Source organism: Nocardia mangyaensis, assembly GCF_001886715.1.
GTDB lineage: Bacteria > Actinomycetota > Actinomycetes > Mycobacteriales > Mycobacteriaceae > Nocardia > Nocardia mangyaensis.
Window position 1 is genome coordinate 1,429,159 of record NZ_CP018082.1, and the last position, 12,164, is coordinate 1,441,322.

At 68.4% G+C, this 12,164-nt stretch carries 12 protein-coding genes; 8 read left to right on the forward strand and 4 right to left on the reverse strand.

The features are described 5' to 3' along the window. Positions 1–72: 72 nt before the first annotated feature. Genes BOX37_RS06475 through BOX37_RS06485 form a run of 3 tightly spaced genes read left to right on the forward strand, consistent with a single transcriptional unit; the run spans position 73 to position 6,098 of the window. Positions 73–4,959 (forward strand): NAD-glutamate dehydrogenase, encoded by a 4,887-nt coding sequence (locus tag BOX37_RS06475; RefSeq protein WP_071926845.1) that lies wholly within the window; start codon positions 73–75, stop codon positions 4,957–4,959. After that, on the forward strand, positions 4,956–5,420 hold the full coding sequence (locus BOX37_RS06480; RefSeq protein ID WP_206045775.1) for a thioesterase family protein: 465 nt from the start codon (positions 4,956–4,958) through the stop codon (positions 5,418–5,420). Before BOX37_RS06475 ends, BOX37_RS06480 begins: the two co-directional genes overlap by 4 nt. A 6-nt stretch (positions 5,421–5,426) precedes the next feature. Continuing rightward, positions 5,427–6,098 carry a DUF8185 domain-containing protein gene (locus tag BOX37_RS06485; RefSeq protein WP_071926846.1) on the forward strand — a complete coding sequence of 224 codons (672 nt, stop codon included), beginning with the start codon at positions 5,427–5,429 and terminating at the stop codon, positions 6,096–6,098. A gap of 44 nt (positions 6,099–6,142) precedes the next feature. Here the strand turns inward: BOX37_RS06485 and BOX37_RS06490 are convergent, their stop codons facing one another. The 3 genes from BOX37_RS06490 to BOX37_RS06500 are packed head-to-tail and all read right to left on the reverse strand — an operon-like array spanning position 6,143 to position 7,437. Further along, positions 6,143–6,364 carry a hypothetical protein gene (locus BOX37_RS06490; RefSeq protein WP_071926847.1) on the reverse strand — a complete coding sequence of 74 codons (222 nt, stop codon included), beginning with the start codon at positions 6,362–6,364 and terminating at the stop codon, positions 6,143–6,145. Positions 6,365–6,424: 60 nt separating this feature from the next. Beyond that, complete coding sequence (locus BOX37_RS06495; RefSeq protein ID WP_071926848.1) at positions 6,425–6,745, reverse strand: AzlD domain-containing protein; 321 nt, start codon at positions 6,743–6,745, stop codon at positions 6,425–6,427. After that, positions 6,742–7,437 carry an AzlC family ABC transporter permease gene (locus BOX37_RS06500; protein ID WP_071926849.1) on the reverse strand — a complete coding sequence of 232 codons (696 nt, stop codon included), beginning with the start codon at positions 7,435–7,437 and terminating at the stop codon, positions 6,742–6,744. The genes BOX37_RS06495 and BOX37_RS06500 overlap by 4 nt, the downstream gene beginning before the upstream one ends. Before the next feature lie 68 nt (positions 7,438–7,505). Here BOX37_RS06500 and BOX37_RS06505 point away from each other — a divergent pair, with 68 nt between their 5' ends. Further along, positions 7,506–8,075 (forward strand): helix-turn-helix domain-containing protein, encoded by a 570-nt coding sequence (locus tag BOX37_RS06505; protein ID WP_071926850.1) that lies wholly within the window; start codon positions 7,506–7,508, stop codon positions 8,073–8,075. Here the strand turns inward: BOX37_RS06505 and BOX37_RS06510 are convergent. Continuing rightward, positions 8,072–8,785, reverse strand: coding sequence for an HNH endonuclease (locus BOX37_RS06510; protein ID WP_240505242.1), 714 nt, complete (start codon positions 8,783–8,785; stop codon positions 8,072–8,074). The genes BOX37_RS06505 and BOX37_RS06510 overlap by 4 nt on opposite strands. Positions 8,786–8,979: 194 nt before the next feature. Here BOX37_RS06510 and BOX37_RS06515 point away from each other — a divergent pair, with 194 nt between their 5' ends. The 4 genes from BOX37_RS06515 (at position 8,980) to BOX37_RS06530 (ending at position 11,993) form a co-directional block, all read left to right on the forward strand. Further along, on the forward strand, positions 8,980–9,384 hold the full coding sequence (locus BOX37_RS06515) for a globin (RefSeq protein WP_071926851.1): 405 nt from the start codon (positions 8,980–8,982) through the stop codon (positions 9,382–9,384). Positions 9,385–9,598: 214 nt separating this feature from the next. Further along, positions 9,599–11,203 (forward strand): glycoside hydrolase family 13 protein, encoded by a 1,605-nt coding sequence (locus tag BOX37_RS06520; RefSeq protein ID WP_071926852.1) that lies wholly within the window; start codon positions 9,599–9,601, stop codon positions 11,201–11,203. 63 nt (positions 11,204–11,266) lie between these two features. Continuing rightward, entirely contained in the window at positions 11,267–11,542 is a 276-nt protein-coding gene (ctaJ, locus tag BOX37_RS06525; RefSeq protein WP_071926853.1) for an aa3-type cytochrome oxidase subunit CtaJ, read from the forward strand. Continuing rightward, entirely contained in the window at positions 11,529–11,993 is a 465-nt protein-coding gene (locus BOX37_RS06530; RefSeq protein WP_071926854.1) for a DUF5130 domain-containing protein, read from the forward strand. The genes ctaJ and BOX37_RS06530 overlap by 14 nt, the downstream gene beginning before the upstream one ends. Positions 11,994–12,164 lie beyond the last annotated feature (171 nt).

A 12,164-nucleotide genomic window follows, 5' to 3' on the forward strand; every position in this document is an offset into this window, starting at 1 on the left:
CGACTAGTCTCGAATTCGCGTCACCTGTGTTGCGGAATCGAAGCGAACCGAATCCATGGGAGTGGGCGAACGATGACGGTCTCGTCGGAAATGTCGAGCGCGGCGTGGGCCGCCGGGATGCCGCAGAGCTTGCGCGGTGATCTCGCGATACTCGAACAGGCGTACTTCCGACACGTCGACGCCGGTGATGTGGGCTCCCCGATCACCGGCATCACCCAGATCTTCCGCAACCACATGGATCTGGCCGCGGTGCGGCGGGCGGGCACGGCCCTGGTGCAGGTGTATCACCCGGACGACGGGTTGGGGATGGGCGCGGCGGTCCAGGTCGTCACCGACGACATGCCGCTGCTGGTGGAGTCGATCACCGCGGCGCTGGGCCGGATGCAGGTGAGCGTCACCGAGGTGATCCACCCGATTTTCGAGGTGACCCGCGACGAGGAAGGCACGCTCACCGGTGCCGCCCCGCACGAGGTGGATGGCAACGGACCGACTGGCCTCGCCGAATCGTGGATGCACCTGCAGCTGCACCCCTCCACCAGCCGGGCTCAGCTCGACCACATCGAACGCACCATGCCCGAGGTGGTCGCCGACGTCCGTCAGGTGATCGACGACACCGAGGCCATGGCCGAGGTGCAGAGCTCGCTGGCCGATCAGCTCGACCGGGTAGCCCGCGCGGGATCGGCGCCGTTCCCCGCCGTGGACCTGTCCGACTGTGCTCAACTGCTGCGCTGGTTGGCTGACGGCAATTTCACCCTGCTCGGCTACGCCCACTACCGCCGGGTGGTGGCCGATGGGTACACCGTGTCGACGGCGGTGCCCGGCACGAGTCTCGGAGTGCTCCGCCCCGATATCGGCACCGATTTCAAGGTGCCGATCAACGGGGGTGACCGGCCGCTGCTGATGCTCACCCAGGGCCTGGTGCGCGCGACCGTACACCGCTCGGTGTACCCGTACTTCGTCGGCGTCGCCGATGTGGACGAGGCGGGTGCCGTAGTGGGGGTGCATCTGTTCATCGGCGTGTTCACCGTGAGCGCGGTGCACGAGAATGTGCTCGACATCCCGGTGATCAACCGCAGGGTGCGCACCGCGATCGAGGCGGCCGGTTTCGAGAAGGAGTCGTTCTCCGGCCAGGCGATGCTCGAGGTGATCGAGTCCTTCCCGCGCACCGAACTGTTCTCCGCCGACATCGAGACCATGCGCCGCACCGCTGTCGCGGTCCTCGGCGTCGGATTGCGCAGGCAGGTAAGGCTTTTCCTGCGCAGCGACGGGTACGGGCGGTTCGTGGCCTGCATGGTGTACCTGCCGCGGGATCGCTACACCACCGCGGTGCGGCTGGAAATGCAGTCGATCCTGGTCGCCGAGCTGGGCGGGGTCGATATCGACTACTCGGCACGGGTGAGCGAAAGTGAACTCGCCAGTGTGTATTTCACGGTGATGCTGCCCGCCGAGGGCACCGGCGCCGCCGCGCCCGACACCTCCGAGGACAACCGGTTGCGCCTGCAGGCGCTGCTGAACGCGGCCAGCCACACCTGGGACGACCGCATCGGCGAGGAGGTGGCCACCTCCACCGTGCTCGATCCCGCTGTGGTGAAGCGCTATGCGGAGGCTTTCCCGGAGAGCTACAAGCAGGACTTCGCGCCGTCTCACGCGCTGGCTGACATCGTGCGCCTGGAACGGCTCACCGAGGGTGGGATCGGTCAGCACCTGTACCGCAGGCCCGAGGCCGCGCCGGGTTCGTGGCGCTTCAGCCTCTTCATCGCGGGGTCGAGTGTGTCGCTGAGCCAGGTGCTTCCGGTGCTGCAGAGCCTGGGCGTCGAGGTCGTCGACGAGCGGCCTTACCAACTCGAACTCGACGGCGGCACCGAGCGCTGGATCTACGACTTCGGTTTGCAGGCTCGTCCCGAGCTGCTGCGCAATGCCCTCGGCGGCGATCTGGACGCCGAACTGCTCGAACTGCCCGGCCGCGCCGACGGTCTGCGCGCCCGGTTCACCGACGCCTTCGAGGCGGTCTGGTGCGACCGCGCCGAGGCCGACGGACTCAACGAACTCGTGCTCCGCGCCGGGCTGCCGTGGCGGTCGGTGGCTATCCTGCGTGCGTACGCGAAGTACTTGCAGCAGGCCGGTTTTCCGTACAGCCCGACCAATATCGCCCGCGTGCTCCTGGCTCATCCCGAGGTCGCGCGCGACTTCGTCGACCTGTTCGCCGCCCGATTCGATCCGGCGACCGTCTCCGCCGAGGCGGCCGCCGAGCTGGAGACGCGGGTGCGGGCGGGCATCGACGAGGTGGTCAGCATGGACGCCGACCGCATCCTGCGCGCCATCCTCGGCCTGATCAAGGCAACCCTGCGGACCAACAACTACGTCGTCGACGCCGAGGACCGGCCGCGCGACTACCTGTCGTTGAAGGTGGAACCGCGTGAGATCGCCGAACTGCCCAAGCCGCGACCGCAATTCGAGATCTTCGTGTACTCACCGCGAGTCGAGGGCGTGCACCTGCGGTTCGGGTCGGTCGCGCGCGGCGGGCTGCGCTGGTCGGACCGGCTCGAGGACTTCCGCACCGAGATCCTCGGCCTGGTGAAGGCACAGGCTGTCAAGAACGCGGTGATCGTGCCGGTCGGCGCCAAAGGCGGTTTCGTGGTGAAGCGGCCACCGGCCCCCACCGGCGATCCGGCGATCGACCGGCAGGCGAGCGTGGCCGAGGGCATCGCCTGCTATCGCACCTTCATCTCCGGACTGCTCGACGTCACCGACAATGTCGATCTCGCCACCGGCGCCGTGCTGCCGCCGGAGCGGGTGGTCCGCCGTGACGGCGACGACACCTACCTGGTGGTCGCCGCCGACAAGGGCACCGCCAGCTTCTCCGACATCGCCAACGATGTCGCCAAGCGCTACGGGTTCTGGCTCGGCGACGCGTTCGCCTCCGGTGGTTCGGCTGGGTACGACCACAAGGCGATGGGCATCACCGCCAGGGGTGCGTGGGAAGCGGTCAAACGCCACTTCCGCGAGATGGGTATCGACACCCAGAGCCAAGACTTCACTGTCGTCGGAATCGGCGACATGAGTGGTGACGTGTTCGGTAACGGTATGTTGCTCTCGCGCCACATCCGGCTGGTCGCCGCGTTCGACCACCGCCACATCTTCCTCGACCCCCAGCCCGACGCCGCCACCTCCTACGCCGAGCGCGAGCGGCTGTTCGCGCTGCCACGCTCGTCTTGGGCCGACTACGACCGCGCCTTGATCAGCGCGGGCGGCGGCGTCTTCGACCGCACCGTGAAGTCGGTGCCGATCTCGCCGCAGGCGCGCATCGCTCTCGGCCTGCCCGATACGGTGCAGGCGCTCTCACCGCCCGAGCTGGTGCGCGCGATTCTGCTCGCCCCGGCGCAGTTGCTGTGGAACGGCGGTATCGGCACCTACGTGAAGGCGAGCACCGAGACCAACGCCGAGGTGGGCGACAAGTCCAACGACGCGGTGCGGGTCGACGGAGACCAGTTGCGCGTCGAGGTGATCGGCGAGGGCGGCAACCTCGGGGCCACCGCACTGGGCCGGATCGAGTTCTGCCGGGCCGGCGGGAAGATGAACACCGACGCGCTGGACAACTCCGCGGGTGTCGACTGCTCCGACCACGAGGTCAACATCAAGGTTCTGCTCGACGGCGTGGTGAGTTCGGGCATGCTGGTGCCGCAGGAGCGCAATCCACTGCTGGCCTCGATGACCGACGAGGTCGCCCGGATGGTGTTGCAGGACAACGTGGACCAGAACGTGCTCATCGGCATCGCGCGCACCGACGCGCCACAGATGCTCACGGTGCACGGGCGCGTGATCGCCGATCTCGAGCAGCGCCGTGGCCTGGATCGGGAGCTCGAGGCGCTGCCGTCGAAGGCCGAGCTGGCGCGCCGCGCCGAGGCGGGCACCGGGCTGGCCTCGCCGGAGCTGGCCAATCTGCTCGCACATGTGAAGCTCGGGCTCAAAGCCGATCTGCTCGAGACCGATCTGCCCGACAGTGTGCATTTCGCGGCCCGGCTGCCGCTGTACTTCCCGACGCCGCTGCGCGAACGGTTCGGCGCGGCGATCAAGAAGCATCGGCTGCGTCGTGAGATCGTCACCACGATGCTGGTCAACGAGGTCGTCGACTACGCGGGCATCACCTACGCGCACCGGCTCAACGAGGAGGTCGGTGCCAGCACCTCCGACACGGTGCGCGCGTTCGCCGCGGCCACCGAGATCTTCGAACTGCACGACGTGTGGGCGCGCATCCGTGGCGCCGATGCCCCCGCTGGGGTGTGTGACCTGCTGGAACTGGAATCCAAGCGCACCCTGGACCGGGCCTCGCGCTGGTTGCTGAGCAACCGCCCGCAGCCGATCGCCGTCGGCGCCGAGATCAATCGCTACCACCGGCGGGTGCAGGAGCTGGCGCCGCAGGTGCCGGGCTGGTTGCGCGGGCACCACGTCACCTCGCTGACCCAGGGTGCGGCAGAGCTGATCGCCCGTGGCGTGCCGACCGAGCTGGCGACCGAGGTGTTCGGGCTGCTCAGCCTGTACCCGCTGCTCGACGTGGTCGACATCGCCGACATCGCCGACCGCGACGGCGCCGAGGTGGGCGCGCTGTACTACGCGCTCAACGAGCATCTCAAGATCGACTGGCTGCTCGAGGCGGTCAGCCATCTCGAACGCGGTGACCGCTGGCACGCGCTGGCACGGCTCGCGTTGCGTGACGACATGTACGGTTCGCTGCGTTCGCTCACCCTCGATGTGCTGTCCGCGGGTGACCCGGAGGAGACGGCCGACGAGAAAATTGCATACTGGGAGTCGAAGAACCAGTCCCGGCTGGGTCGTGCGCGCGCGGCACTGGCGGAACTGTTCGAGTCCGGGACCCACGACCTCGCCACACTGTCGGTCGCCGCGCGACAGGTGCGGAGCATGGTGAGCGGGGTGGGCGCCCAATCGGAGGTACCACGGTGACCAGCTCGCCGAACACGGTCGCACCAGCGGCGAACCTCGTCCTGCCGCATCGGTTCCACGCCAAGGTGGAGATCCGCTGGTCGGATATGGACGTGTTCCAGCACGTCAACCACGCGCGGATGGTGACCCTGCTGGAAGAGGCCAGGATTCCGTGGTTGTTCGACGACGACAAGCCGACGGCCTCGATGGGGCGCCAGGGCTGTGTGCTGGTCGATCTGCACGTGAAGTACCGCGGGCAGCTGCGGCACGAGGACACCCCACTCGACATCGCGATGTGGGTCAAGCAGTTGCGCGCGGTCGACTTCACCATCGGCTACGAGGTGCGGGCCGACGGCGCGGCCCCGGATTCACCGCCCGCGGTCATCGCGACCACCCAGCTCGCCGCGTTCGACATCGAGACCCAGCGGCTGCGCAGGCTCAGCGATACCGAACGCGACTACCTGGCACTGTGGCGGGCCTGAGACTTCGTGAATTCACAACAGCGGGTGCTGCACACACCCGATCCGGCCGAACGTGAGAACCTGGCCACCTTCCTCACCCGCGCGATCCGGCTCGATCCCGCCGCCGTCGTCCGCCTGCGCCGCCGGGGTTCCAGCCTCGTCTCCGCTTGGGTCGCCACCGGTTTCGAGACCCTGGCGGTGCGTACCGTGACCGCTGAGCTGGGCGTCGATGACGTGACCGTGGGTGCCGACGGGGTGCTGGCAGGCCTGCGCACCGGTCATCCGGTCGACCTCGGCTACTCGATGGATTCGGCCTGGCGTGGCGCGCTGCCACCCACGGACGGCTTCGTGCACATCGACGACGTACCGGCCCGCGCCTTGGTCGAACTGGCCGAGCGCGGCGCCGACGTGGCTCGCGAACACGGCACCAGCCACGGCCCACCGGCTTCGCTGCTCGATCAGTCCGTCCTCACGGTGACCGGTGCCGACGACCTGGAAGTCCAGGTGCCGATGCGTGTGGTCTTCGCCCTCACCGCCATGGACTTCATCCCCCACGCGGGGGAGAAGACGGAGTCGCGCCGCATCCAGCCCACCGAGTTGGTCCGCGTCCGCGCCACCCGCACCTGGCTACGCCTCGACGCCCGCTACGGCTCGGTCGCCCGTCGCCTCGGCGGCGCGATTCCCCTGTCGCCCAGCTGACATCGCCGGCGGTGCGCCGCGCCGCGCCGCGCGGGCGAGCATCGTCACTTCGCGCTCGCGAAAGCCGGTGCGATCGTGATGAGCGGCACTGTCGATCCGGCGACGGCGCCGAGCACCGACAGAATCGCGGGGCGTCGCCCCAGCGTCGACGCCCGCCCGATCGCGAACAACACGTTCGGGCGCGGGAGCACGATGATGATGAACGCCGCGACGGCGAAGGCCGCCGCGTGCGAGAGCGGCACCATCGACGGAACCCAACAGGTCATCGAGGCGCCGGAAACCGATTCCAGTCGAAGGCAATTCACAGCGCGGAATGTCCGCAGTGCTCAGTGCATGCCGATCAGGCGCAGTACCGCGGTGGTGGTGGCTGCGGCGAGGACCGCAACGAGCAGTGGCGCGCGCCGCCAGGCGAGGATGCCGCCGACGGCGACACCGGCGGGGAGGGCGATACCGAGTTCGCCGGATCCGGTAGGCAGGGTGGCGGTGGCGACCAGTGCGGCCAGCAGGATCAGCGCGCCGGTGTCGAGCAAGTGGATCGTGCGAGCCGACAACCGCAGCCGATGGCGCAGGGCGGGGCCGGTCCAGCGCAGGGCATAGGTGCCGACCGCCAGCGCCAACATGGCGGGCAGCAGGTACGGGGCGTTCATGCGGCGACCGGTTCGGTGCGGGTGGGCTGGGGCGGACGCAGGGCGAACACGAGTCCGCCCAGCGCGATCAGCACCGGCAATCCGGCCGGCACGAACGGCGCGACGACCACCGCGAGCGCCGCGCCGACCAGTACGGGGCGCAGGGTCGCCCGGTCGCGCAGGGCGGGCAGGATCAGGGCGAGCAGGATCACCGGGAACACCGCGTCCAGGCCGAGGGCCGAGGTGTCGGGGACCAGCGAGCCGAGTCCCGCGCCCAGGGCGGCGCCCAGTGGCCAGCACAGCGCGACGCCGATGCCACAGGCCCAGTAGGCGGCGCGTTTGCGGTCCTGGTCGCCGGGTGCGGTCGCGAAGGCCACCGATTCGTCGTTGAGGACGTGGATGCCCAGCGCCCGCCGCCAGCCGCTCCCGAACACCTCTGGCGCGGACAGACCGTAGGGCAGGTGCCTGGCATTGAGCAGCAGGCCGGCGACCACGGCCGCGAGCGGGCTGCCACCGGCCGCGACGATGCCGAAGAAGAGCAGCTCCGATCCACCGGCCAGCACCGTCACCGCCATCACGATCGGCATCCACACCGGGAATCCCGCCGCGATCGTCGAGGCGCCGTAGGACACACCGAACAGGCCGACGGCACAGCACGCCGCGGCCACGGCGGCAGCGGTGCCCTTGTCGAGTGTTCGCCAGATCGAACGCATGTTTCACATAATGAACGCCCCGGGTGGGTAAAGTCAACGCGATATCGCCAGCTCTCAGGAGGCGTTTGATGGACCGGCAGGACCCGGTCGCCGGACCACCCCAAGCGGTGATCGCGGCGTCGCTGCGGCGCGAACGCGCTCGCGCAGGCTTGTCGCTGACCGAGGTCGCCAGCCGTGCCGGAGTCGCGAAATCCACACTGTCGCAACTGGAATCGGGCACCGGTAACCCCAGCTTGGAAACCCTCTGGGCGCTGTGTGTCGCCCTGGAGATGCCGTTCTCCAAGCTGCTCGACCCGCCCCGCGCCAACGTGCAGGTGATCCGCGCGGACGAGGGTGCACCGGTGCCTGCGGCCGATGCGGACTATCGAGTGACTTTGCTCGCAGCGGGGCAATCGCACACTCGCTGCGACGTCTACCGCATCGCCGCCGAGCCAGGCCACACCCGCCGCTCGGACCCGCACACACCCGGCGTGGTCGAACACGTCGTCCTTGCGGCGGGGCACGCGATGGCGGGCCCCGCCGACGAGCCCGTCGAAATGCGTCCCGGTGATTACATCCGCTACCTGGGCGATCTCCCACACATCTTCGAGGCCCTCGAACCGGGTACCTGGGCCACGATGGTCATCGAGAGCGCTTAGGCCGCGCCCTCCCCGAGGTACTGCAACCAGGTCGGGTCCAGGTCGGCGGTGGTCGAGAGCAGTCGCCAGTGCGGCCCCTTGGGTGAGACCAGCGGATGACGCAGCGTCCAGCCGAGTTCGGTCAGCATCTTGTCCGCCTTGCGGTGGTTGCAGGGGGCGCAGCTGGCGACGCAGTTCTCCCACGAGTGTTCGCCACCGCGGCTACGCGGGATGACGTGGTCGATGGTCTCGGCTTTGCCGCCGCAGTACCCGCAGCGATAGCGGTCACGGTGCATGAGCGCGGCCCTGGTCATGGGCACTCGGGCGCGGTAGGGCACGCGCACGTAGGTGCGCAGCCGGATGACGGAGGGAATCGCCACGGTGGCGCCCGCGGAATGCAGGACCGGGGCCTGTGGATCGTCGTGGACCGCGTCGGCCTTGGCGCAGATCAGCAGAACGACAGCGCGGCGCGCGGACAGTGCGGTGAGCGGTTCGTAGGTGGCGTTGAGCAGGAGGACCCGGCGTTTGCGCCATGCGGCGACGTCGTGGTCTCCGGCGAGATGCAGCGGCGCGGGATGATGCGGCAGGTCGTGATGACCGTGTGCGCCCGGATGATGATCGGACAAGATGTGCAGCGGGATAGCCCCCGAGCCACGATTGTGGACTTCGGCGGGCTGGAGTTGTCGATGCGCGCGCGCCTCGTGTGAGCGGGCGCTTGGTCGCTGCTTCATCGTGACCTCAATTTCATGATTGGCAGGATCATGTGGTATCTGGGGTCGATACTGCAACCCAGTTGACCATGGTTCTGCCGGTATTGCACGGCTATTTTTCAAACTTTCGAGTGAACTGTGGTTGAAGGGCGCCACGTTCGTGACCGAGGTCTACCGCCCGGATCGCTCGCCGGTCAGCGGGGCACAATGGGGATGTGACTTCAGGTGAGCAGACAACGACCTCGTTCTACGACGCGGTAGGCGGCGCCGAGACATTCCGCCGCATCGTGTCGGTGTTCTATCGCGAGGTCGCCGCCGACGAGATCCTGCGACCACTGTATCCGGAGGAGGATCTCGGCCCGGCCGAACGTAGGCTGCGGATGTTCCTCGAACAGTACTGGGGCGGGCCGCGCACCTATTCCGACGAGCGCGGGCATCCGCGGCTGCGGATGCGGCACCACCCGTTCGTCGTCGGGCCACTGGAACGGGACGCGTGGATGCGGTGTATGCGGATCGCCGTCGGCGAGATCGAACCGTCGATCCTGGACGACGAGCACCGCAAGGCCCTGCTCGACTACTTCCACATGGCCGCGCACTCCCTCCAGAACGCGCCCGGCTGACGAAGCGGCACACCGACCGGCTGAAACGCCCAACCGGGTGGTACGGGTGCCCCGCGTTCGCTGATGACCAGCAGGTGGCGGCCCCATTTCCCCTCGATGCCGAGGTTTACCCCTACGTTTCGGCGCGGCGTGGCGAACGCTGGCGATTTGCCAGATTCGAGGAAAGTCACGCGGCAGGTGAATATCCCGGGCGAACTTTGGCAATATTGCCGGTGTGACACAGACACCTGCCTCGCCGGTGCCGGGGGAAACAAGCACCGATCCGTGGTGGAAGACCGCCGTGTTCTATCAGGTCTATCCGCGCTCGTTCGCCGACTCCGATGGTGATGGGGTGGGCGATCTGGGCGGCGTGCGCGAGAAGATCGGCTACCTGGAGCTACTCGGGGTCGACGCGCTGTGGATCTGCCCGGTCATGCGCTCGCCGCAGGCCGACGGCGGCTACGACGTGTCGGACCCGCGCGATATCGACCCGCTCTTCGGCGGTCTGGCCGCGCTGGACGAATTGATCGCCGAGGCGCACGATCGCGAGATCAAGGTCACCATGGATCTGGTGCCCAACCACACCAGCGTCGAGCATTCCTGGTTCGTCGACGCGCTGGCGGCCGCGCCGGGCAGCCCCGAGCGGGCCCGCTACATCTTCCGCGACGGTAGAGGACCCGACGGCGCTTCCCCGCCCAACAACTGGCCCAGTATCTTCGGCGGCCCCGCCTGGACAAGGGTCACCGAGGCCGATGGTTCCCCGGGCCAGTGGTACCTGCACATCTTCGCGCCCGAGCAGCCCGACCTGAACTGGGACAACCCGGAGGTCGCCGACGATTTCGAGAAGACGCTGCGGTTCTGGCTCGACCGCGGGGTCGACGGGTTCCGCATCGATGTCGCGCACGGCATGGCCAAGCCGGAAGGTCTGCCCGACATGGCCACGGTCGAGACGAAGATGCTGGTGCACGACGACGACGATCCGCGCTTCAACAATCCCGGCGTGCACGCCATCCACCGCCGCATCCGCACAGTCCTCGACGACTATCCGCACGCGGTGTCGATCGGCGAGGTGTGGGTCGACGACAACGTCCGCTTCGGCGAGTACGTGCGCCCGGACGAACTGCATCTGGCGTTCAACTTCCGCCTGGCCGAGGCGCCCTTCACCGCCGAGGGGGTCCGCGAAGCGATCACTCACTCCCTCGACGCGGTCGCCGCGGTGGCCGCGCCGCCGACCTGGACGCTGTCCAATCACGACATCGAACGTGAGGTGACCCGCTACGGCGGGGGCAAGGCCGGGGTGGCGCGGGCCAGGGCGATGCTGATGGTGGAGCTGGCGCTGCCCGGGGCGGTGTTCGTCTACAACGGCGCCGAACTGGGCCTGCCCAATGTCGACGACCTGCCCGAGGACGTGCTGCAGGACCCGGTGTGGGAGCGCACCGGGCACGCCGAACGCGGCCGTGACGGCTGCCGGGTGCCGCTCCCGTGGGAGGGCACCACCGCGCCGTTCGGGTTCACCGCCGGGGACACCTCGTGGCTGCCGATCCCGGCCGACTGGGCCGATCGCACCGTGGAGGCCCAGCTCGAGACCCTGCACTCGACGCTGTCGCTGTACCGGCTCGCGATCGACCTGCGCGGCACGCGGCCGGAGTTCGCCGGTGATCGCCTCGAGTGGTACGGCAGCCCCGACGGGTGCCTGGCCTTCCGCCGACCGGGCGGGCTGACCTGTGTGCTGAACGCCTCCGACGGGCCGATTCAGCTGCCGCCGGGTGAGGTGTTGCTGACCAGCGCGCCGGTCGTCGAGGACCGGCTGCCACCGAACGCGGCGGCCTGGTTGGTGTGACACGCGCGCGCGAAGGGGCAGCCGGGGGATGAACTACTACACAGCATCGTCTACCGTTGGACCGTGAGCATTCTCGAGACAGTGCTGATCTTCGTCGGCATCCCGGCCGCGATCTACTTCGCGATCGCGGGTTTGTCCTATCTCGGTAAGCAGTTTCCCGGAGAGAAGCCGGCCCACTTCGCGCTCGGGCAGAAGTGGACCCACCCGCCGGTGCTGTGGAGCGCTACCGACGAGGTGACCGCTGCCGGTCACCACACCGCCGAGCCGCATGGCAGCCATGCGGCTCTCGAAGCCGCTGACGCGGCGCTGATCGGAGGCCGGGCAAGTGGCAAGTTCTGAGTGGCCCGCGGTGGTCGAGGCCGATCTGCCGCACGGTTTCGCGCTGACCAGCAGCGGACGAGTCTCGGGCGTACACGAGCCCGGCACGGTTTTCGACGAGGTGCCGTTCACCGATCGTGAGCGCGTCGCCCTCGACAACGCGCTCACCGACGCGACCCGCGCGACCAAGGTCCGCTTCAACATCTACCTCGGTGACCTCGGCAACGATCCCTCGGCCGGTGCCGACGCGATCCTGCCGAACACCCCGGAGGCGGCCGACTCGGTGCTCATCGCCGTCTCCCCGAACCAGCAGGCGATCGAGGTGCGTTCCGGGGTGAACGTGGCCGAGCGGGCCAACGATCGCATCTGCCAGCTGGGCGTCACCGCCGCGCTGGCCTCGTTCCGTCAGGGCAATCTGATCGACGGCTTGATCTCGGCAGTGCGCGTGATGGCCGCCGCCATCGGCCGGTAGTTTTCGCGGCCCAGCCGCCTCGCGTTCGGCGCGTCCACCCTTCCCGGTGGGCGCGCCGTTCGCGTTGGCGGGCAGAGTTTTTGCACTTTTCTTCTCGGATCGGGAATCAATCCGCGCGGCTCTAACCTTTAAAATGATGATGAGTGGTTACAACTCGTCATCCACTTCGAG

Bases quoted from the DNA above. Each gene is read 5' to 3' on its own strand.
- BOX37_RS06500 (WP_071926849.1), bottom strand. From the start codon at position 7,437: ATGCGTTCGATCTGGCGAACACTCGACAAGGGCACCGCTGCCGCCGTG.
- BOX37_RS06495 (WP_071926848.1), bottom strand. From the start codon at position 6,745: ATGAACGCCCCGTACCTGCTGCCCGCCATGTTGGCGCTGGCGGTCGGC.
- BOX37_RS06510 (WP_240505242.1), bottom strand. From the start codon at position 8,785: ATGAAGCAGCGACCAAGCGCCCGCTCACACGAGGCGCGCGCGCATCGA.
- BOX37_RS06475 (WP_071926845.1), top strand. From the start codon at position 73: ATGACGGTCTCGTCGGAAATGTCGAGCGCGGCGTGGGCCGCCGGGATG.
- BOX37_RS06505 (WP_071926850.1), top strand. From the start codon at position 7,506: ATGGACCGGCAGGACCCGGTCGCCGGACCACCCCAAGCGGTGATCGCG.
- BOX37_RS06490 (WP_071926847.1), bottom strand. From the start codon at position 6,364: ATGACCTGTTGGGTTCCGTCGATGGTGCCGCTCTCGCACGCGGCGGCC.